This is a genomic window from Dactylosporangium sp. CA-139066 (genome assembly GCF_050936175.1).
Classification (GTDB): domain Bacteria; phylum Actinomycetota; class Actinomycetes; order Mycobacteriales; family Micromonosporaceae; genus Dactylosporangium.
On record NZ_JBNJNH010000001.1, the window covers coordinates 1,486,353 to 1,507,701 of the forward strand.

Consider the following 21,349-nt stretch of genomic DNA (forward strand, 5'->3'; position numbering starts at 1 on the left):
ATTACCCCTTCGGCGTCGCGGCGGCGGACATGGTGACTCGCACGTAGAGGTATTCATCGAGGATTTTCGCCAGCGAGATCTGCGGGCGCCCGACCAGCGCGGCCAGCCGCCGCTCCTCGATCCCGGTCTCGGCCAGCACCGCCAGCGCCCACTGCCGGCCGAGCCGCTGGTGGGCGGCGAACGCCGGGCCGTCGCGGCCGCCGTGCAGGGCGGCCGCGATCGCGGCGTCCCAGGGCATGATCGCGTTCGGTCGCAGAGCGTACAGGGCCTTGGCGGCCGCGGTCGGGCCGAGCGAGCGGCGCACCGGGCCGGCCGAGACGGCGACCGCGGCGAGGCCCGCGTAGGCGTCGCCGAGCAGCGCGATCTCGTCGTCGTCGAGCGCGGCGAGGTCCGCCGCCGGCAGCGCCGGGCCCCAGCGGTCCCACCAGTCGGCGACGCCGTCGTCGAAGGGGGCGGGCTCGCCCTCGCGCGGGTAGCGGATGCGGCAGCCCCAGGAGTTCAGCCAGCGCAGCAGGAGCGCCCGATGCTCGGCCCGGGACAGGTCGACCGCCGGCGCCGTCTGGTCGACCAGCCGCAGCCAGCTCCGGTCGACGTTGGGGAAGCCATTGAACACCGCCGCGGTCCGCTGCAGATCGGTCAGGCCGGGCGCGTCGATGGGCACGGGTCCGAATCTTAGCGCGATGTGACCGGCCCGCAACAACCCGGCAACGCTGGGTATCCACAATGGCGCGATACGCGTTCGTTCGGGGGCAATCGACCGATCCCACGGTTCGGTGCCGGATTTGGGACGGTGGCAACTTTTTGCGGCTGCCGGGGACTGATCGAAATCGGTCAGTGGCCCGATCAATCGGCCCGTCGTCGGCCGGCCGCGCGGTAACCGCCACGGCCCCCGGACGCCCCTGCCGCGGCGGCCCGCGAATCCCCGGTTCACCTGCTGAGCAGTACATACGTTCGAACCGGGGTGCCGGGTAGGGCCGGGGTGGGCGCGGAATTCCATCGACGGTGGTCGTATTGACGAACTCAACCGCAGATGATGTTTGATCGGATGGTTCGGTGCGCTGCCGGATGCGTGCCGAAGTGCTACATCCCGACTGACCCCTTTCGCCGGCGATGATCATCATCTATGTTCAGCCCGGGTCTGATCGAAATCCTGACCGGCATTTCCGCGGCGTTGTGGGAGGCGCGCGCCGCGGAAGTGGCGAGGCTTTGCGCTGCGCACCGTCCCAGCGGTTGTCGCGGCGCAACTGTTCGTTCATAAACCGATAACCCGGGGACGCCGCCGCGGACAGTCATTCGTGTCCGAATGACTAGCGGGACCGTGGCGGGCGCCGCGCACCAAGCCGTGCCCGGTGCGGGCGACCCCCGCAGCGAGCACAACGTCGACGACAGGAGGCCAGCATGCGACCACAAGCCGCATACCTCGCACCGCTCGACCCGGGCGTCAGCCGGAGCAGCGCCGCCGCGGCCGCGGGGCGGCGGGATGGGTAGGCCGGAGCGGCCGCTGGACGGTTCCAGCGGGCCGATCACCGAGTTCGCGCGGGACTTACGCGCCCTGCGCCGGCGGGCCGGCAACCCCAGCTATCGCGAGCTCGCCCGCACCGCGCTCTTCGCGCCGTCGGTGCTCTCGACCGCCGCGAGCGGGCACCGCCTGCCGACCCTGCCCGTGACCCTCGCGTTCGTGGCCGCCTGCGGGGGCGACCGGCCCGCGTGGGAGCGCCGCTGGCGCCGCGTCGCCGGCGAGGTCGGGGCGGCCGCCGGGCCGGGCGGGGCGCCCGAGGCCCGCGAGGAGCCGCCGCCCGAGGCGGACCCGGCCGACCCGTGGCCGCTGTCGCGGGTGATGTCCAACCTGGCGCGGCCGGCCCAGTTACCCATGGGCTCGAGCACGTTCGTCGGGCGCGGCCAGGCCCTCGCCGGGGCCGCGATGCTCGTCGGGCGGCCGGGCCCGGTGCGCCTGCCGCTGATGGTCAGCGGCCCGATCGGCGTCGGCAAGACCGCGTTCGCGCTGCGGCTGGCCGACGTCGTGTCCTCGGAGTTCCCCGACGGGCAGCTGTACGCCGACATGGGCGGCTGCGAACCGGGGATCCGCTCGACGTACCAGGTGATGCGCGGCTTCCTGCGGGCGCTGGGCGTGCCCGCCCCGCTCGTGCCCGACGACCCGATCCAGCGCATCGGGATGTACCGCTCGCTGCTCGCCCAGCGGCGCGTCTTCGTCCTGCTGGAGAACGTCGGCGACGAGGGTCAGGTGCGGCCCCTGCTGGCCCGGGCCGCGCACAGCCAGGTCGTGCTCACCAGCCGCGCCCGCCTGCTCGGGCTCGACGACGCCCACCGCGTCGACCTGGACGCCTTCGCCCGCCACGAGTCCCTGGAGCTGGTCGGCCGGATCGTCGGCGCCGAGCGGGTCGAGGCGGAGTACGCGGCCGCCTCCGCCGTCGCCGAGATCTGCGGCGACCTGCCCCTGGCCATCAACATCGTGGGCCGGCGGATCGCGGCCCGGCCCGAGTGGGCCCTCGCGCACACGGCCGGGCTGCTCGCCGACCGCGACCGGCTCATCGACAGCCTCAGCGTCGGCGACGTCAACGTGCGGGACCGCTTCAGCGCGGCGTACGAGCGGCTGTCGCCGCCCGGGCGGCAGGCGGTGCACCAGCTCGGCCTCGGCGGCGCCGGGTGGACGAGCGCGGTCGCGCTCGCGGCGGCGCTCGGCGTGGCCGTCGACGAGGCCGACGACGCGCTCGAGTCGCTCGTCGACGCGGGACTGCTCACCCGGGCGTCGGTCGCCGGGCGCTACCGGGTGTCCACATTGGTCGGTGCGTTCGCCGAACACGTGCGCCACGAGGCCGCGCAGCTCGGTTCGCCGCTGCGCGACCGCCGCGCCCAGCGCGAGACCGCCGGCGTTGATTGTTCGGTACCGCCGGTGCTTCCGGTCAACGCGGCCCGCCCCTTGAATGAGCCCAGAACGCAGCGAGCGTTCGGCGCGATGGAGCGGACCGAGACGGCGTAACGGTTTCGGCCTCCTCGCAAGCGACGGCGGGGAGGCGTACGGTGCGGATCGTCATGGTCGGCGGCGGGGTCATCGCCCTGCTGACCGCCGTGCAGTGCGTGTCGGCCGGCCACGAGGTGACCGTCGTCGACCAGGGCGACATCCCGAACCCGGCCGCGGGCTCCTTCGACCGGCAGCGCGTGGTGCGGGCCCTGCACCTCGGCGACGCGGCGGCGACCGCGGCCGCGGCGCGCGCGCTCGCGCTGTGGCCGGGCGCCGGTGCCGGGTTGTTCCGGCGCACGGGCGCGCTGACCGTGCTGCCGGACGCCGATCTGCCGCGGGCGCAGGCCGCGCTGGCCGGGGTCGGGGCGGCGTCGGCGGTGCTCGGCCCGGCCGAGCTGGCGGCGCGCTTTGCCCATCTGCGGTTCCCGGAGGGGGCGAGCGCGGTCCTCGAGGCCGGCGCGGGGATCGTGCTCGCCGACCGGGCGCTGGCCGCCTTCGCGGACCGGCTGCGCGCCCACCCGTTCGCCGAGCTGCTCCCGCACCGGCGGGTCGATGCCGTGCGCGGCACCGCCGTCCACCTCGCCGGCGGGGAGGTCCTGCGCGCGGACGCCGTGCTGGTCGCCGCCGGGGCCTGGTCCCGCCCGCTGCTGCCGCCGAAGCTGGCCGCCGAGCTCGTGCTGCACCGGCAGAGCCAGCTGCACTGCCGGGTCCCGCCGGCCGACGCGCCGGCGTGGGCGTCGACGCCCACCGTGCCGTCGCTCGGCACCGTCGGCGGCGCCTGGCTCGTCGTGCCCGTCGCCGGCACCCCGCTCAAGCTCAGCGCGTCCGCCGCGTGCCGGGTCGTGTCCACATTGGATGGTCAGGAGACGCCCGAGCCGTGGCGGCGCCGCCTGCTCGACCTGCACGCGCCGGCCATACCGGGCCTGTCCGAGGACTGGGTCCTCGAGGCCCGCGACTCCTACTACCTCACGCACGCGCCGACCGGCGGCCCGCTGACGGTCCCGATCGGCGAGCGCGTGCTGGCCCACGCCGCCTGCGGCGGCTCGTCGTTCAAGTTCGCCCCGCTCATCGCCCAGTCCCTCGCCGCTCGCCTGACCGGCGCGGCCCGCCCGACCGCACTGCGAGGTGTGTCATGAAACTGCTCGCCATCGAGGCCACCCAGAACGCCTACTACTACCAGTCGCGGTACCGCCAGATCACCGACTTCGGCGGGGACCTCTTCGTGCTCAACGGCGTCGGCACCGACGACCTGTGGCCGGCCGACCACTACCGCGTCGCCGGCAGCGCGCACATCGACGAGCTGATCCGCCACGCCCGGGCGTGGCACGAGCAGGAGCACTTCGACGGCGTGCTCACGTTCTCCGAGTCCGGCGTCGTCGCGGTGGCCGCCGTGGCCGCCGCGCTCGGCCTGCCCGGCATCGGCGTCGAGGCCGCCGTCACCAGCCGCAACAAGCTGCTCATGCGGCAGGCCCACGAGCGGGGCGCCGCGGCCCACCCGGCATTCCGGCACGTGCCCGACGTCGACGCCGCGCTGCGCGCCGCCGAGGAGTTCGGCTACCCGGTCATCCTCAAGCCGACCCTGGGCGCGGCGAGCAACTTCGTCTTCCGCATCGACGACGCCGAGCAGCTGCGCACGCGCTTCGCCCAGGCGCGCGAGGGCATCGAGGGCATGTCGTGGTACACCATGGAGGCCGGCGGCCTGGACCTCGGCCCGCACGGCCTGCTCGTCGAGTCGTTCCTCGACGGGCACGAGCACCTCATCGAGGCGCTCGTCTGGGACGACGAGGTGTACCTCGGCTCGATCGTCGACCGTGTCACCATCGAGGGCGACACCTTCGACGACGACGTCCACCACGCGCCCACCGCGCTCACCCCGCAGCAGGTCGCCGACGTGCACGCGGTCGTCGCGGCCGGCGTGCGCGCGCAGGGCCTGCGCCGCAGCGCGCTGCACGCCGAGGTGCGCTTCCACGAGGGCCGGCCGTACCTGCTGGAGATCGCGGTGCGCCCGGGCGGCGGCGGCCTGGACCACATGGCCCGCCTGTCGGCCGGCTACGACCCGATCCGCGCCGTCATGGACGTCGCCCGCGGCGTCAAGCCCGACGTGCGGCACTTCACGCCGACCGACGTGCACACCGCGGCGATGTGCATCATCAGCCCGGCCGGGACCGTCGAGTCCGTCGGCGTGCCGCCGGAGGTCGCCGAGGCGCCGTCGCTGTTCTACCTCAAGATCATGGCCCGCCCCGGCGACGTCATCCGCCGCCCGCCCCACGGCAACAACATCATCGGCGGCATCGGCGCGACCGGCACCTCGCTCGACGACGCCATGAAGACCGCCACCGATCTGGCCGGCAAGGTCGAAGTTCAGTTCCTTTAGGAGGTTCGTGTTGTCTCGCACCGCAACGCCGCGGCACTACCTGATGGTCCGGCCGACGTACTTCGACGTCGAGTACTCGATCAACCCCTGGATGGACCCCGGCAAGCCCACCTCGACCGAGCTCGCCATCGCCCAGTGGGGCTGGCTGCACGACCTCTACGCCGACCTCGGCCACCGCGTCGAGCTGCTCGAGCCCCGCGCGGGCCTGCCCGACATGGTCTTCGCCGCCAACGGCGCCACGGTGCTGGGCGGGCGGGTGCTCGTCGCGCGGTTCCGCTACACCCAGCGCACCGCGGAGGCCGACGCGTACCTCGACTGGTTCGGCGCCCGCGGCTACACCGATGTGCGCCAGGCCCAGTGGGTGAACGAGGGCGAGGGCGACTACCTCGCCGTCGGCGGCCGCCTGCTGGCCGGTACCGGCTTCCGCACCAACCCGCGCGCCCACGACGAGTCCGCCGCGTACTTCGGCGTGCCGGTCGTCGGGCTGCGGCTGGTCGACCCGCGGTACTACCACCTCGACACCGCCCTGGCGGTCCTCGACACCGACGAGGTCATGTACTACCCGCCCGCGTTCGCCCCCGAGAGCCTCGAGGTGCTGCGGGAGCTGTACCCCGACGCCATCACGGCCTCGGACGACGACGCGGCCGCGTTCGGCCTCAACGCCGTCTCCGACGGCCGGCACGTGGTGCTGCCCCAGGCCGCCACCGGCCTCATCGGCCAGCTGCGCGAGCGCGGCTTCGAGCCGATCGGCGCCGACGTGTCCGAGCTGCTGAAGGCCGGCGGCAGCGTCAAATGCTGCACCCTGGAGCTGCGCCATGCTTGACGTCGGCGCCGGGGCCGCGCGGCGGGAGCTGCCGCCGCGTCCCCGGCCCGCCGTCCGGGCCATCCTGGTCGGGGCGGCGCTCGTCGTCGTCCCGCTCGCGCTCATCGTGCCGCTGCTCGGCCTGGCCCCGGACGGCGGCGCGGCCCCCTCGGGTGCCGCGCCGGCCGTGGCCGCCGACCCGTTCGCGCGGCTGCTGGTCGCGCTGCCGGTCGTGCTCGCCGCGTGCTACCTCGCCGGCCGCCTGGCCCGCCGCACCGGCCAGCCGGAGGTCATCGGCGAGATCCTGGCCGGCGTGCTGCTCGGCCCGTCGCTGCTCGGCCTTGTGTGGCCGGCCGGCTTCGCCTGGCTGTTCCCCGCCCCCGTGGTGACCGCCGTCAACACGCTCGCCCAGCTCGGTCTCGTCTTCTTCATGTACCTCGTCGGCGCCGAGATGAACCTGGAGTCGGTACGCCGCCGGGGCCTCGTGGCGGCGACGGTCAGCCAGGTCAACCTCGCCCTGCCGGCGCTGTGCGGGATCGTGCTGGCCCTCGGGATGTACCCGACCTTCGGCGAGGGCGTCGGCTTCCTGCCCTTCGGCCTGTTTCTGGCGGTGTCGCTGAGCGTGACCGCGTTCCCGGTCCTGGCCCGGATCCTCGCCGACCGCGGCATCACCGACACGCCGCTCGGCGCGCTGGCGCTGACGTGCGCGGCGATCGGCGACGTCGTCGCCTGGTGCGTGCTCACGTTCGTGACCGCCGTCGCCCGCGACCGCTCGACCGCCTCGGTGCTCGTCACGATCGCCCTGACGCTGGCGTTCGTCGCCGTGATGGTCTTCGCGGTCCGCCCGCTGCTGGCGCGCTGGCTTCCGGGCCGCCCGCCGGCCGCGGTGCTGCCGCTGATCCTCGGCGGCGTCATGCTGAGCGCGCTGGCCACCAACGAGATCGGCATCCACCCGATCTTCGGCGCGTTCCTGTTCGGCGCGATCGCCCCGCGCAAGGTCCCCGCGGTGACCGAGGCGGCGCACCGCATGCAGAGCGTCACGGTCACCCTGCTGCTGCCGCTGTTCTTCGTGTACACCGGCCTGCACACCCGCTTCGGCCTGCTCGGCACGGACGGGCGCCGCTGGGCGTGGTGCGCCCTGATCGTGGTCGTGGCGATGGTGAGCAAGTGGGGCGGCACGTCCCTGGCGGCGCGCCTGACGGGCACGGGCTGGCGGGAGTCGCTGTCGCTCGGCGCGCTGATGAACTGCCGCGGGCTGACGGAGCTGGTGGTGCTGAACATCGGCCTGCAGCTGGGCGTCATCAGCCCGACGGTCTTCTCGATGCTCGTCGTGATGACCCTGGTGTCCACCATGGCCACGGGCCCGGCGCTGTCCCTGATCGCCCGCCTCCGGCGCCGACCGGGGTCCACAGTGGACGAGAAACGGCCAGCCGCGCCGGGGACCGCCGCGGCGGGCTGACGCTCGTCAGCCGGCGAGCTCGCGGGCCGAGACGATCTGGGATCGCAGCGGCGTCAGCACCGCTGCGATCCGGCCGATCTCCTCGGCCGGCACTCCGAGTTCGGCCAGGGTGCCGGCCAGATGGCCGACGACGGCGTCGAAGTCGTCGCCGGTGATGTTCAGCCCGGCGTGGGCGGTGGCCATGTCCCGCCCGTCGAACAGCTGCGGGCCGCCCAGTGCCGCGGCGATGAACGCCCGCTGGTGCGACTTCAGGCGCTGGAGGTCCACGCCCGCGAAGAAGTGCTCCAGCCGCGGGTCGGCCAGGACCCGGGTGTAGAAGAGCTCGACGGCGGCCTGCACGGCCCCCGCCCCGCCGATGCTGTCGTAGATGCTCACGTCGCCTCCGTGTCGTGCCCGCCGCCGAGGGGCGTTGCCGGTGCCGTCGCGCGCGACGCTAGGCCCGGCACGTTGCCCCGGCGTTGGGGTCCGGCGTCGCCGGCGATACGAACGCCGCACATCGACATCGATCGATCGGGAGGCTGTTCGCGTTGGGCGCGGCGGGGTCAGGCGGAGGGCTGGGGCTCGGCGATGAAGGGGCGCAGGGCCTCGCGCAGCAGGTCGCGGTCCTTGCGGTCCATCAGCTCGCCGCTCCACGGCTCCGTCAGCTCGATGCTCTCCCCGCTGTGCAGCGTGATCGACAGCCGGATCGGGGTCGGCTTGTGGATGACGGCGGCGCGGATGTCCTCGAACGGCACGAACCGGTAGCGCTTCGCCAGCTCCGACACCGGGGCCGAGCGGGCCACGCGGATCAGGCGGTCGCGGCCGTCGTCGGTCTCCTTCGGGCCGGGCATCAGCATCAGGCCGTTGTCCAGGATGAACAGGTCGAAGTACAGCTTGCCGGGGGCGCGCAGGCTGGCCAGGCCGCCGAGGATCTCCGAGCCGGCGGCGCTCGCCCGCGCGGACTCCTGGCGGACGGCGGTCACGTTGATGCCCAGCTCGGCCAGGCGCCCGCGGGCCTGTGCGACCGTGTCCGGGCTCGTGGCCAGGCGGGCCAGCTCGCGGGTCGGGATCTCGGTGCCGTCCGGGCGGGCGAAGCGGGCGCCGCCGCTCCACGAGTGCTGCCAGCGGCCCACGCCGCCGGCCCGGGCGGCCAGCGCCACCGCGGCGGCGACGCGCTCCGTCAGGCCCGCGCGCCGGGCTTCGGCGTCGCCGTGCGGCTCCAGGGTGCGGGCCAGCTCGCCGGCGCGGCGCTGCTCGACCAGGTGGAGCACCAGGGAAAGGTCGCCGGACGGGGCGCCGGCCAGGCGGGCCGCGGCGCGGAAGAGGCCGTCGGCGCCGCGCTGGGCGCCGGCCGCGATGCCGGCGTCGGTCAGCTCCTCCCAGGGCAGCAGCTGCCTGCCCTCGATGGCCAGCGCGTGGTGCTGCAGGCGCAGGGCCAGCGCCGCCGGGTCGGCCAGCAGCGTCACCGCGGGGCGGGCGTCGGCGGGCACGCCCGAGTCGGGCATGGCCTCCATCGCGCGGATGCGGTCGGCGATCGGCGGGTGCGAGTCCCACCTGGAGCTCTTCGAGGGCGGCGCGTCGTCGCGCAGCTTCGCGAGCTCGCCCTGGCGCCCCTGCAGCAGCAGGCCGAAGCCGCCGAAGACGTCGCGCGGGGCGAGCTTGGCCTCCCAGCCGATGGTGACGTACCGCCCGACGAAGAAGTTCCACGCGGCGGCGACGACCGGCAGGTCGCGCATCGAGCTGATCGCGACGGCGCGGCCGGCGATGCGGACCGAGAACTCGTCGGCCTCGTACTCCATCCGCCGGCTGACGGCCTGCTCGACGAGGACGTAGAGCCGCGCGTACAGCTGGAAGAGGCCGCCGAGGACGGAGCTGGGGCCGATCTGCACGATCGTCTGCACGATGGCCATCCGGCCGCGGTGGGCGAGGGCGCCGAGCTTGGTGTGGCTGCCGGAGTAGTGGCCCAGCTCGTGGGCCAGCACGGAGCGCAGCTGGGAGACGGTGAAGGCCTGCAGGAGGGGCAGCCCGACGTACATGAAGCGGCGCCCGCCGGCCAGGCCGAGCAGCGTCGTGTGCTCGGAGACGGCGGCGTTGACGTCGGGGATGAGCCGGATCTCGTCGGGTGCGCGCGTGCCCACCTGGTGCGCCAGCTCGGCCGCGGCCTGCCACAGGCCGGGCGCCTCCTGCGGCGAGAGGGGCAGGCCCTCGGGCTCGCCCGGCTTGGCCCGCAGGATCTTCCAGAAGGCGACGACGATGCCGCCCGCGGCGGCGACGGTGAGGTAGGCAAGCTTGCCGGCGGCGGCGCCCGGGTGCGACTGGGCCAGCCAGAACGTGAGCCATCCGAGGACGGCGATCAGCGCCACGGCGAGCAGGTAGAACCCGGCGAGCAGCGCGACGGAGATCGCCGCTCGGATCGTCGTCTTCATGTGTGTCCGGTCCCTCGTGAGTGTGAGTGGACCACATTATGCGCAGCTCAGTGCGCGCTGTCTGTCCCGTGCCGCCCGCTCGCCCCGAGGTACGTCAGCACCGCCCGGACCCGCCGGTTGGTGTCGTCGTCGGCGGCGATGCCGAGCTTGGCGAAGATCGTCGTCGTGTACTTGCTGATGGCGCCCTCGCTGAGGAACAGCCGGCCGGCGATCGCGGCGTTGGACAGGCCCTGGGCCATCAGCTCCAGCACGGAGCGCTCGCGGTCGGTCAGCGCGGCGAGCGGGTCGGCGTGCGCGGGCCGGCCGAGCAGCTTGGCGATCACGGCCGGGTCCAGGGCGGTGGCCCCCGCCGGCGACGCGGTCGAGCCGCGGTGAGCGTGCCGCCGGCGTGCGCGAGATCGACAGCCGCGCGGCGGGCGCGCGCGTGCTTGGCCACGTTGGTGAGCAGCTCGGCGACGGCGAAGTACACCGCCGCCTCGACCGGCCGCTCGGCCCGCCCCGCCACCGTGCTGCGCACGTCGACCTCGACCGCCGCGTCGAGCGCGAGGGCCCGCACGGCCTCGACGAGGCCGCGCTCGGCGAGCACCGGCGGGTTGATCCCGCGCACCAGCGAGCGCAGCTCGGCGAGCGCGGCCACCGAAGCGGCCCGCGCCTCGGCGAGGATCTCCCGCGCCGTCGCCGGGTCGGACTCCAGCAGCCGCTCGGCCGCCTGCATCGACAGCCCCAGGGCGACGAGCCGCGACTGCGCCCCGTCGTGCAGCCCGCGCTCGATGCGCTCCAGCTCGGCCGCCTGCGTCTGGGTCATGTCGGCCCGGATGGCCTCGAGCTCGGCCACCCGCCGGCGCTGGCCCGGCCCGAGCAGCCGCCGGGCGACGGGCCCGAGGACGCGCCAGGCGAACGGCGCCGCGGCCAGGCCGGCGACGACGGCGGCGGCGCCGTACCACGCCAGGCCCGGCGTCGCGGCCAGCACCGCCCCGCCGGCGATCCCGAGCCACGGCAGCAGCGCGACCGGGCACACGGTGACCCCGGCGGCCAGCGCCCAGAGACCGTCCCAGCTCACCTGCGGGTCGTGGAAGCGGGCGTTCATCCGGGTCCGGCGCCGGGCCTCCCGCTGCGAGCCGTGGTACTCCTTGCCGTCCCACCAGAACCCGGTCGACATCCGCGTGACGGGCGCGACCGGGGCGTACTCGACGGCCAGGTCCAGCCCGAGCCACCGCCGGGCGCAGCGCCGCGCGACCCCGCTGAGCGGCCGGCTGGTGAGCGCGTGCACCATCCACAGCGCCGCGGCGACCCACACGATCACGGCGAGCGCCTCGCCGGCGTAGGCGAGGATGCGCAGGGCGAGCGGCGCCGACGGGCCGTGGGTCCAGCCGCGCGCGAACCGCGACCCGAAGATCCCGACCGTCACGCCGGTGACGGGCAGCGGCGCGGTGAGCGCGGCCAGCACGGCGGACCGGTACAGCCCGCGGGGGCGCCGGGGCGCACCGGGACGCGATGGTGCCGGCCGGGGACGGCGCCGAGGCGTGGTCGGCGACCGCGCAGGCGCGCGGCGCGATCGACGCCTGGCAGCGCTACCTCGACCACCTCGCCGGCGAGGTGACGCGGCTCGCCGACGGCTACGCGGCGGCGGCCGCCGGCTACAACGCCGCCGACCGGGACGCGATGCGCGGGCACCCGTGGACGAAGCGTGGCTGAGCCCGGGTTCGCCGAGCTGCTGGCCGGCGACCCGGCGCCGTTCTCGGCGGTCGCGCGGGCCTGGAAGCAGCTCGCCGGGGAGCTCGACGGCGCGGCCGAGGACGTCATCCGCGGCACGCGCGACCTGCCCGAGGCGTGGCCGGAGGGCGAGGCCGCCGAGGCCGCCGCGCGGCGCACCGGCGAGGTGCGGGTCGAGGTGAGCAACACCTGCCTGCCGGCCGGCGCATCGGCGAGGCGCTGCAGCATCACGCCGACGCCATGTACGACCTGTGCGGGCAGGCCGGCGACCTGTACGACGACGCGATGCGCGCCGGGTTCGTCATCGGTCGCCTGCCCGGGCTACTACGGCCCGGGTGTACCGCGCACTACGCTCGTCGGCGACCACCTCGCGAAGGTGCTGGACCTGATCGGCCCCGGCGCCAGGCGGGCCCAGCCGGCCGACGTCACGGACGTGCCGTGCGGGGACGGCGCCGGCGCGCCGGAGGACCGGTTCGGGATCGGGACGCCCCCCGCCTCGCGGTGACCATCGGCACCCCCTGCTATCGCACGCCGTAGAGGGCTGAGACACCGGTCACAGTTCCGCGTCGCGCATCACGTTCCCGCCCGCCGGATCGCTCTCAGGGTGCGATTCGACAGGAGGAACGATGTCCGACCCGACGACGCAGACCTTCAACGACCATCGGGAGCTGCTGTTCTCGATCGTCTACAACATGCTCGGCACCGTCGCCGACACCGAGGACGTGCTGCAGGAGACGTGGCTGGCCTGGTCCGGCCGCGGCGGGGCGCCGGTCGAGCACCCGCGCGCCTACCTGGTGCGCATCGCGGTCAACCGGGCCCTCGCCGAGCGGGCCGCGGTCAGCCGGCGCCGGGAGACCTACGTCGGGCCGTGGCTGCCCGAGCCGCTCGTCGGGCCGCTCGGCGACGAGGCCGCCGACGCCACCGTGCGCGCCGAGTCGGTGTCGATGGCGCTGCTGGTCGTCCTGGAGACGCTGACGCCGCTGGAGCGGGCGGTGTTCGTGCTGCACGAGGTGTTCGGCTACGCCCACACCGAGATCGCCGGCATCCTCGGCCGCAGCGACGCCGCGGTCCGCCAGATCGCCCACCGCGCCCGCGAGCACGTCCACGCCCGGCGGCCCCGCTACGAGCCCGAGCCGAGCGTGCGGCAGGCGGTGACCGAGCGGTTCCTGGCCGCGGCGACCGGCGGCGACCTCGAGGCGCTGCTGCAGTTGCTGGCGCCCGACGTGACGCTGTGGGGCGACGGCGGCGGGGTCACCTCGGCCGGCGGCGTGCGGCCGTTGGCGGGCCGCGACAAGGTCGCCCGCCTCATCGCCGCGATCGCGCAGCGTCCCGGGCCGGGGCTCGACATCGTGTACCGCAGCGTGAACGGCGAACCGTCGGCCGTCCTGCTCGCCGGGGGCCGCGCCTACGCGGTCGTCAACCTCGACCTGACCCCGGACGGGCGCCAGGTGCGCGGCATCTACGTCGTGGCCAACCCCGACAAGCTCTCCCGCGTCGACTGAAGGGCCGGAACCCGACATGCTGTACAACCTGATCCGCGTTCCGGGCGGCCGCGTGACGAAGTGGGTCGTCGTCGCCGTCTGGGTCGCGGTCCTCGTGCCGGTGCTCATGCTGGCCGGGCGCCTCGGCGGCGTCGAGCAGAACGACAACGCGGCCTGGCTGCCGGGCGGAGCCGAGTCCACCCGGGTCGTCGAGCGGGCCGCGCGGCTGCAGGCCGCCGACACCGTACCGGCGATCGTCGTCTACGACCGGGCCGCCGGGATCACCGCCGCCGACCTCGCCAAGGCCCGCGCCGACGCCGAGGCCTTCGCGCGCCTGCCCGAGGTCGCGGGCGCGCCGCAGGGGCCGGAGGCGTCGGCCGACGGCCGGGCGATCCAGACCGTGGTACCGCTGCGCAAGAGCCGGGACGGCTGGGAGGGGCTCGGCCGGGTCGTCGACGCGCTCACCGCGATCGGCGCCGCGAACGCCGACGGCCTCGGCTTCCACGTCACCGGCCCGGCCGGGCTCGCCGCCGACTCGATCGACGCGTTCGGCCGGGGCCAATCAGACGGGACGGGCGGGCTGACCACCGTCACCGCGCTGGTGGTGCTGGCGATCCTGCTGCTGACGTACCGCAGCCCGGTGCTGCCCCTGCTGCCCCTGCTCAGCGCCGGCGGCGCGCTGGTGGCGTCGGAGGCGGTGATCTACCTGCTGGCCCGGCACGCCGGGCTGGTCGTGAACAAGCAGACCAGCTTCATCCTGACCGTGCTCGTCTTCGGCGCCGCGACCGACTACGCGTTGCTGCTCATCTCGCGGTACCGCGAAGAGCTCCGCCGCCACGAGGACCGCCACGAGGCGATGGCGCAGGCCCTGCGCCGCTGCGGCCCGGCGATCATCGCCAGCGCCGCCACGGTCGCGGCGAGCCTGATGCTGCTCGCCCTCGCGTCGCTCAACTCGACGAAGGGCCTCGGCCCGGCCTGCGCCATCGGCATCCTCGTCGGGCTGCTGGCCATGCTCACGCTCATGCCCGCGCTGCTGGTCATCTGCGGCCGCTGGATCTTCTGGCCGGCGCGCCCCGCCTACGACCCGGTCCCACCGCCGGACGCGGACCCGGGCGGGCTCTGGGCGCGGGTCGGCGCCGCCGTCGCCCGCCGGCCCCGGGCCGTGTGGATCGGCACCGCGCTCGCCCTGGGCGTCCTCGCGCTGGGGGTGCTCGACCTGCGGGCCGACGGGCTGGCCGGCCGCGACCAGTTCACCGGCCGGCCGCCGACCGTCGTCGGCGAGGAGATCCAGGCGGTGCACTTCCCGGCCGGCCGGGGCGACCCCGTCTACGTCGTGACCCGGGCGGACGCGGCCGACCGGGTGCGGGCCGCGCTGGCCGGCGTGCCGGGCGTCACCGCCGTCTCGCCGCCGATCGTCAAGGACGGCGAGGCGCTGCTGCTCGGCGAGCTCGCCGAGGACCCGAGCGGCCCGGCCGCGATGCGCACCGTGGATCGGGTGCGGGCCGCGCTGCACGGCATCGCGGGCGCCGGCGCCGAGGTCGGCGGCAGCACGGCCGTGCTGCTCGACACGCAGCTGGCGGCCGAGCGCGACTCCCGGGTCATCATCCCGATCGTGCTCGTCGCGGTGCTGCTCATCCTCGCGCTGCTGCTGCGGGCGATCGTCGCGCCGCTGCTGCTCATGGCGACCGTGGTGCTGTCGTTCGGGGCGGCGCTCGGCGTGAGCGCACTCGTCTTCGGCCATGTCTTCGGCTTCGCCGGGGCGGAGGCCTCGTTCCCGCTGCTCGCGTTCGTGTTCCTCGTCGCCCTGGGCATCGACTACAACATCTTCCTGGTCACCCGGGTGCGGGAGGAGGCCCAGCGGCACGGCACCCGCCGCGGCGCGCTGACCGGCCTGTCGGCCACCGGCGGCGTCATCACCTCGGCCGGCCTGGTGCTGGCCGGCACGTTCGCCGCGATGGGCTCGCTGCCGCTGGTGTTCGCCGCCGAGCTCGGCTTCGCGGTGGCGTTCGGCGTGCTGCTGGACACGATCGTCGTGCGCTCGGTGCTCGTGACCGCGCTCACGCTCGACGCCGGCCGCTGGATGTGGTGGCCGTCCATGCTCGATACGCACCAATATAGACCGATAGAGCCCGAAACGGACATTGACGGATCAACGTGGATTCCATTGAAGAACATCTTGTGATCGCGCGGTCGTCGAACTGTGCCTGGGTTCGGTCGGATGGTGCGTCGGGTGGCCGTCGTCACCGTCGTGGGCACACGAGGGCCCCGGCAAGCCGCCGCAGCAGCGCGGCAAGGGCGTGGACGGCCACTACGTCGGCGCAGCGAAGGCCCGCGACAGCGAGTCGAAGGTCAAGGCGCCGGGCGAGGTCTCGCGATACGAAGCGTTCACGCCCGAGGTGAAGAGCAAGAGCACCGGGCCGGCGCGCAAGGGCTTCGACGCGGCGACCAGCAAGCGCGTCGCGTCGATGAGCAACGCGAAGGCCGACGTCTTCCAGAACGCCGACGGCTCGTACACGGGGCGCATCTACAAGGACCCGGTCAACTTCAACCAGACGTGGGTCTTGCCGAACCCGGCCGGCATGTTCGGCTTCCCGGACGAACTCTGACCTCGCGGCCGCCGAGCCATCCGGCTCGGCGGCCGCGGGCCGGTCAGGACCAGATCGGCGCGCCCCGCTGGTCCGTGGTGCGTACGATCCGCGAGCCCATGGCCGGCGCAACCGCCGTGGCGAGCGCGCGGACGCCGTCGTCATCCTCCGGCGGGTAGGCGAAGCGGATCTGGTGGTTGTACGAAGTCTCGTAGGTGATGATCCAGTCGCGCTCGACGGCGGCGAAGAAGTCCTGCCGGTCCTCGTCCGGATCCTCGTCCTCGGCCTCGTCGTCCTCGAGCGTGCTGCCGCGCTCCTGGACCGGGGCGAGGGCGTCCTTGAGCACCCGCAGTCGCTCCTCGTAGGGCAGGTCACTGTCGGACAGCACGACGTAGGCGTGGCGGCGGTCGCGGAACGGCTGGAACCATGGGGCCACGGCCGGCGGCGTGGTGATCGAGCGTGGGCGCAGTGCCCCGCTCAGCCAGCGTGCGAGGAAGCCGGTCGCGTCCGTGTCGAACCGCTCCACCCGGCGGTTGCGGTTGTCCCAGATCACAACCCGCCAGGCGCCGGTCGACCAGCAGTAGGAGACGCCGTCGTCGTCGGCCGCCCACCCGAGCAAGCCGCCGGGCGCCGGGTGAAAGCCCTCCGGGACCAGGTCCGGGTAGCGCTCGACGGTCGTTCGTTCGCGCTCGCCGAAGGAGCGGGCGCGGACGAGGAGGCGGGGGTCCGGCCCGACGGCCGGCAGGAGCGACACGTGGTCCACGAACTGGCCGTTGCCGTAGGTGCGCAGGAGTTCCTTGAAATCGCCGGGCAGGGTCAGCCCCAGCTCCGCCTCGACGCGGGCCCAGTCGCCGCCCGCCTCGACGGGGCGTGCCGGCGTCGGGACGAGCCGCGTGAGCTCTTCGATCGCCATGCCGGCACGCTAGCAGCGTCCGTCGTCAGCCGCGGGTGAGGGAGCGGACGTCCCACATCCAGACGTCGTCGACCTGCTGGCCCGGGCCGAAGACCGGGTCCAGTGACTCCTTGAGCTGCGGCAGGACCTCCGGCACCCGGTACGCCACCACGGCGTCGGCCTGCCAGCGGCGCAGTTCGGCGATGATGTCCGCCTTCTGCTGGTCCGTCACCTTGACCGGCTTGCCCTCCTTGATGATCTGGGCGAACAGCTTGGTCGAGGGGCCCGGGTCGGGCTGGTTGTTGGGCGCGTTGTTCGGCGCGACCGGGCCCATGAAGTACCCGCCGGGCAGCCGGAACGCGAGGTCCGAGGCGACCTGCCAGTCCAGCGCGTGCACGTCGCCGGTCGCCATGAGCGGCGGCACCGGGACGACGGTGTGGTTCTTCGCCACGTAGGACTTGTAGGTGCCGCTGGTGAAGAACGCGGGCACCGGCTGGCGGCCGTGGGCCGGCAGGGGGAGCGGGAACAGCGGCACCAGGGCGGAGGCCATGGCGGCGGCGAAGAGGATCCGGACCTTCTTCGCCGGCGCCTCCCGCGTCTGCTCGAGCACCCGGTCGGTGGCCACGGCGAGCAGCACCGCGAGGCACACGACGGTGACGAACGTGAGCCGGCCCACGTTCATCGCCTCGAACACGGGCAGGCGTGAGAACAGCGCCCACGGGCCGGGCACGCCGAGCGTCGGGTGCGGGTGCTTGAAGGCGCTGACCGCGGGCTCGGAGCCGAGGGAGAAGATCGCGCAGATGGCGCCGACCAGCGCGGTGGAGCGCACCAGCCGGTCCTTCCACAGCCACACGGTGATCGCGACGGCGAGGATCAGCAGCGGCCAGCCGAAGTAGGCGTTGGCCTCGACCCAGTTGAACGACAGCAGCGGGCCGCCCTGGTTGCCGAGCGAGCCGGTGGAGTACGCCGTGAAGGCCTCGATGCCGTTGACCACGTAGGCCATGTCCCCGAAGCCGACGTAGTGCTGGCGGCCGAAGAACTGCTCGTAGAGCGGGAACGCCAGCAGCGGCACCGAGATGGCCAGCGCCGCGGCGATGCCCTTCAGGAACGGCCGGATCATCGCGCGGATCTCCGAGCGCACCGAGAACCCGTAGCAGACGACGAAGATGGCCAGGGCCAGCGCCGTCATGAGCAGGTTTTCCTCGGTGATGAAGACCTGGTAGACGATCAGCCCGCCCAGCCACAGACCGTCACGGACCGGGCGCTGCGAGCGGAACAGCCGCAGCGACAGCCGGACGATGAACGGGATCAGGAACTGCGAGATCAGGTTCAGGTGCCCGTTGGCGTGCGAGATCATCGGCGGCGCGAACGCGGCGAAGGCGCCGCCGAGCACGGCCGCGAACCGGCTCAGGTGCAGGTCGCGGCGCATCAGGTAGTACCAGCCGAAGGCGGTGCCGGTGAGCGCGAGCGTCATGCCGATCACGTAGCTCATGGGCGCGCCGAGCAGCAGGGTGATCGGCAGCAGCGGCAGCGCGAGCCCGAGGATGCTCGTGTTGGCCATCATGTTGACGCCGACCGAGGCGTTCTGCAGGTCGGTGAAGAACGGATTGTGCAGGCCGAGGATGTTGTGCGTGTCGACGGCGAGGAACCACTCGCCCTGGTTCTGGTCCGCGTAGCTGCCCGCCAGGCGGCGGCCGGCCGGTGACATCCACAGGTGGCCGAAGAGGTACCCGGAGAACAGTAGATACCCGGCAAACACGATGAGATCGGCGCGATAGCCGGTGATGCGGGCGAATCGGGACGGTTTGGTCGGTTGCTCGGAGAGGGGCTTCCCCGGCGTCGGTTCGTTGGTAACGCGCTCGACGTCGACGACAGACATGCCGTGGAGGGTAGACCATGACGCTGAACTGGATGTTACGGGCGTTACGGCCGTTTCCCGTACCATCGGCTGTGCCACGGGGGAGGGGTGCGCACGATGGTGCGATGGAACGGCTTCGGCGTCGGCGTCGATCTCGGCACATCCAATACGGTCGCGGTCGGGCGTTGGGCCGACGGCCGGACCAGGCCGCTGATGTTCGACGGGCAACCGCTCCTGCAGTCGGCGGTGTACCTCGACCCGTCCGGCAACCTGGTCACGGGCCGCGACGCCGACCGGATGGCGCAGGCCGACCCGGCCCGATACGAGCCTAACCCGAAACGGCGCATCGACGACGGGGTTGTGCTGCTCGGGGGCCGCGAGGTGCCGGTCGTCGACATGCTCGCCGCCCTGCTCGGCCGGGTCGCGCTGACCGCCCGCGAGGCGTTCGGGTTCGTGCCCGCGGTCGCGCTCACCTACCCCGCGGCGTGGGGCACCGCCCGCCGCCAGACGCTCACCCTCGCCGCGCAGCGGGCCGGGTTCGCGACGGTCCGGCTGGTGCCCGAGCCGATCGCCGCCGCGCGGTACTTCACCGAGGTCGTCCGCCATCCCGTCCCGCCCGGCGGCACCCTCGCGGTCTTCGACTTCGGCGGCGGCACCCTCGACGTCGCGCTCGTGCGCGCCCAGCCCGGCGGCTTCGCGATCGTCGCGGCCGGCGGCGCCGACGACCTCGGCGGCCTCGACATCGACGAGGCCCTCGTCGGCCACCTCGGCGCCCTGCTCTCCCGCGAGCACCCGCAGGCCTGGCGGCAGATCTCCGCCCCCGCCGACGACCTCGAGCGCCGCCACCGCAAGGCATTCTGGGACGACGTGCGCGCGGCCAAGGAGATGCTGTCACGCTCCGCGACCGCGCCGGTGCCGATCCCGGGCGTCTCGAGCTCCCTGCACGTCACCCGCGAGGAGCTGGAGGCGCTCGCCGGCCAGCTCGTGCGCCGCGCCGCCGCGGAGGTCACCAAGCTGCTGCGCACCGCCGGCGTGCGCCCGGCCGAGCTGCACGGCATCTTCCTCGTCGGCGGGGCCAGCCGGGTGCCGCTCGTCGCGCGCGCCCTGCACGCCGAGCTCGGCGTGGCCCCGACCGTCCTCGAGCAGCCGGAGCTGCCCGTCGCCGAGGGCGCCCTGGCCGACCTCGCCCACGCCGAGCGGGTCACGTCCGGCATTCCCGTGCAACCGGCCCCGGTGCCCGCAGCCCCGGTGCCCGCAGCCCCGGTGCCCGTGCGGACGGCACCGGCTCCCCTGCCCATGTCCGTCCCACCGGCGGCCGTCTCGCCGGTCTCGCCGGCCGCCTGGGCGCCGCCGCCGCGGCCGCCGGTGGTGCGGCCGCCCCGGCGCAAGCGCGGCCGGGCCTGGCTGATCATCGGCCCGGTCCTGCTCGCCCTGCTGGCCGGCCTCGGTGTGGTGACCTTCAAGGTGTACGAGCACAACGTCGTCACGTTCGACCAGGATCCGAAGACCCTCGCCACGGTGACGGTCCAGGGCGCGGGCAAGGACCAGTTCATGTGGGCCGGCGGCGCCTCGACCGTGATCCTCGTCGCCCAGGTGGGCCGCCAGATCGAGGCCGTCTTCGCCGACGTCGACGGCCGGATCCGCGACCGCCGGCGCCTCGGCGACGCCGAGCGCTGGGAGCGGGCCCAGGAGGTCTCGGGCAACCTGCTGGCCTTCTCGGCGCCGGACGGCGCCGGCAAGCGGCAGGCCGTGTGGGCCAACCCGACCACCAACAAGAACTGGACGCTGGCCATCGGCAAGGACGACCAGCTGATGATCGACCCGCACGAGACCGCCGCGGGCCTGGTCTGGCGGGACCTCGCCAAGGGCGACATCGTGGTGGTCGACGTCGACAAGGGCACGCCGATCGAGAGCACCCGGGTCCACCTGTCGCACGGCGAGAAGATCCTCAACGAGCCCACCGAGCCGGTGCGGCCGACCTTTCTCATCGCGGGCAACGGCGACGTCAGCGTCTACGACCCGAAGGGCGCGAAGACGACCCCGTACAAGGTCGCCCAGGCGCAGTCCCAGGCCTTCCACGCCCGGGCCACGGTCTTCGGGCAGCGCGGCGACCTGTTCACCCTCGGCGACACCGGCATCGGCCGCGCCGACGTGTCGGCGCTGGGCTGGCCGGGCAAGCGCGGCGCGGTGTGGCTCGGCCACTGCGCGCACTGGCTGTGCTCGGTCACCACCGACGACCTGGGCACGCCCGTGCTCAACGTGTTCCCGAGCGAGATCGGCCTGACGTCGCGCTACGAGGTCCAGATCCCGGGCCTGCTGGTGCTGGGCTCGCCGCCGGTGACGCTCACCGAACAGGTGCCCGTCGGCGAGGAGGAGCTGCTGCTGCAGACGGGCCCGGGGACGGCCGGCGCCGCCGTGCTGCGCGTCTCCGACGGCAAGATCCTGGGCAGGTACGAGGGGTATGCGCTGCCGGTGTTCCAGGACGCCGTCCTCGTCGGCGACAGCGACGCGCGCGAGGTCGTGCCCGGCTACACGATGACCGGCATCGACGTCGAGCGCGACCGGCGCACCACGGTCAAGGTCGGCGACGTCCGCCCGGCCACGTGCGTCGCCTGGCTGACGACCCTGACGTGCGCCCGCGAGCACGACTTCGTCATCCTCCAGGTCCGCCACAAGTCCTGAAAAACGCGTTGCGGCGCGGCATCGGCCTGTCTAGATTGGCGGCGCGCTTCCCGGTGCGCTGGTGACGGTTCCTTCAGACGACAAACACCGTCGCCGTACTGATCTCGGGATGCGGGGG

At 74.0% G+C, this 21,349-nt stretch carries 18 protein-coding genes; 11 read left to right on the plus strand and 7 right to left on the minus strand.

From position 1 onward, the window contains the following. Position 1: 1 nt before the first annotated feature. Positions 2–661, minus strand: a complete 660-nt coding sequence (locus ACQEVU_RS06975; protein WP_433321707.1) for a hypothetical protein — start codon at positions 659–661, stop codon at positions 2–4. 819 nt (positions 662–1,480) lie between these two features. On the opposite strand from ACQEVU_RS06975, the gene ACQEVU_RS06980 reads away from it, so the two are divergent. Genes ACQEVU_RS06980 through ACQEVU_RS07000 form a run of 5 tightly spaced genes read left to right on the plus strand, consistent with a single transcriptional unit; the run spans position 1,481 to position 7,615 of the window. Then, positions 1,481–2,998, plus strand: a complete 1,518-nt coding sequence (locus ACQEVU_RS06980) for an NB-ARC domain-containing protein (RefSeq protein ID WP_433321708.1) — start codon at positions 1,481–1,483, stop codon at positions 2,996–2,998. A gap of 41 nt (positions 2,999–3,039) precedes the next feature. Then, positions 3,040–4,116: an NAD(P)/FAD-dependent oxidoreductase gene (locus ACQEVU_RS06985; protein WP_433321709.1), complete on the plus strand. Its 1,077-nt coding sequence runs from the start codon at positions 3,040–3,042 to the stop codon at positions 4,114–4,116. Further along, entirely contained in the window at positions 4,113–5,354 is a 1,242-nt protein-coding gene (locus ACQEVU_RS06990) for an ATP-grasp domain-containing protein (RefSeq protein WP_433321710.1), read from the plus strand. Before ACQEVU_RS06985 ends, ACQEVU_RS06990 begins: the two co-directional genes overlap by 4 nt. A 10-nt stretch (positions 5,355–5,364) precedes the next feature. Further along, positions 5,365–6,177 (plus strand): dimethylargininase, encoded by an 813-nt coding sequence (ddaH, locus tag ACQEVU_RS06995; protein WP_433321711.1) that lies wholly within the window; start codon positions 5,365–5,367, stop codon positions 6,175–6,177. Beyond that, on the plus strand, positions 6,170–7,615 hold the full coding sequence (locus tag ACQEVU_RS07000; RefSeq protein ID WP_433321712.1) for a cation:proton antiporter domain-containing protein: 1,446 nt from the start codon (positions 6,170–6,172) through the stop codon (positions 7,613–7,615). Before ddaH ends, ACQEVU_RS07000 begins: the two co-directional genes overlap by 8 nt. A 6-nt stretch (positions 7,616–7,621) precedes the next feature. Here ACQEVU_RS07000 and ACQEVU_RS07005 read toward each other — a convergent pair whose 3' ends face one another. From ACQEVU_RS07005 to ACQEVU_RS07020, 4 genes are all read right to left on the minus strand, one after another. Then, the gene (locus tag ACQEVU_RS07005) at positions 7,622–7,990 is read right to left on the minus strand and encodes a group I truncated hemoglobin (RefSeq protein WP_433321713.1); all 369 of its coding nucleotides are present in this window, start codon (positions 7,988–7,990) and stop codon (positions 7,622–7,624) included. A 167-nt stretch (positions 7,991–8,157) separates the two neighbouring features. Next, positions 8,158–10,020, minus strand: a complete 1,863-nt coding sequence (locus ACQEVU_RS07010) for a M48 family metallopeptidase (protein ID WP_433321714.1) — start codon at positions 10,018–10,020, stop codon at positions 8,158–8,160. Positions 10,021–10,067: 47 nt separating this feature from the next. After that, positions 10,068–10,343, minus strand: a complete 276-nt coding sequence (locus ACQEVU_RS07015) for a response regulator transcription factor (protein WP_433321715.1) — start codon at positions 10,341–10,343, stop codon at positions 10,068–10,070. Continuing rightward, complete coding sequence (locus ACQEVU_RS07020; protein ID WP_433321716.1) at positions 10,340–11,467, minus strand: sensor histidine kinase; 1,128 nt, start codon at positions 11,465–11,467, stop codon at positions 10,340–10,342. Before ACQEVU_RS07020 ends, ACQEVU_RS07015 begins: the two co-directional genes overlap by 4 nt. Positions 11,468–11,514: 47 nt before the next feature. On the opposite strand from ACQEVU_RS07020, the gene ACQEVU_RS07025 reads away from it, so the two are divergent. The 5 genes from ACQEVU_RS07025 to ACQEVU_RS07045 all read left to right on the plus strand — a co-directional run bounded on the left by ACQEVU_RS07025 (position 11,515) and on the right by ACQEVU_RS07045 (position 15,820). Further along, a complete protein-coding gene (locus tag ACQEVU_RS07025; RefSeq protein WP_433321717.1) occupies positions 11,515–11,715 on the plus strand; it encodes a hypothetical protein in 201 nt (66 codons plus the stop codon). Beyond that, positions 11,708–12,238, plus strand: a complete 531-nt coding sequence (locus tag ACQEVU_RS07030; RefSeq protein ID WP_433321718.1) for a hypothetical protein — start codon at positions 11,708–11,710, stop codon at positions 12,236–12,238. Before ACQEVU_RS07025 ends, ACQEVU_RS07030 begins: the two co-directional genes overlap by 8 nt. A 121-nt stretch (positions 12,239–12,359) precedes the next feature. After that, positions 12,360–13,235, plus strand: coding sequence for an RNA polymerase sigma factor SigJ (gene sigJ / locus ACQEVU_RS07035; protein ID WP_433321719.1), 876 nt, complete (start codon positions 12,360–12,362; stop codon positions 13,233–13,235). Between the two features lie 16 nt (positions 13,236–13,251). Then, positions 13,252–15,396 (plus strand): MMPL family transporter, encoded by a 2,145-nt coding sequence (locus tag ACQEVU_RS07040; RefSeq protein ID WP_433321720.1) that lies wholly within the window; start codon positions 13,252–13,254, stop codon positions 15,394–15,396. A gap of 115 nt (positions 15,397–15,511) precedes the next feature. Beyond that, positions 15,512–15,820, plus strand: coding sequence for a hypothetical protein (locus ACQEVU_RS07045; RefSeq protein WP_433321721.1), 309 nt, complete (start codon positions 15,512–15,514; stop codon positions 15,818–15,820). 43 nt (positions 15,821–15,863) lie between these two features. On the opposite strand, the gene ACQEVU_RS07050 is transcribed toward ACQEVU_RS07045, so the two are convergent. After that, positions 15,864–16,712 carry an SMI1/KNR4 family protein gene (locus ACQEVU_RS07050; protein ID WP_433321722.1) on the minus strand — a complete coding sequence of 283 codons (849 nt, stop codon included), beginning with the start codon at positions 16,710–16,712 and terminating at the stop codon, positions 15,864–15,866. Positions 16,713–16,737: 25 nt separating this feature from the next. After that, positions 16,738–18,570 carry a hypothetical protein gene (locus tag ACQEVU_RS07055; RefSeq protein WP_433321723.1) on the minus strand — a complete coding sequence of 611 codons (1,833 nt, stop codon included), beginning with the start codon at positions 18,568–18,570 and terminating at the stop codon, positions 16,738–16,740. A 96-nt stretch (positions 18,571–18,666) separates the two neighbouring features. Here ACQEVU_RS07055 and ACQEVU_RS07060 point away from each other — a divergent pair, with 96 nt between their 5' ends. Then, positions 18,667–21,231 (plus strand): Hsp70 family protein, encoded by a 2,565-nt coding sequence (locus tag ACQEVU_RS07060; protein WP_433321724.1) that lies wholly within the window; start codon positions 18,667–18,669, stop codon positions 21,229–21,231. Positions 21,232–21,349 lie beyond the last annotated feature (118 nt).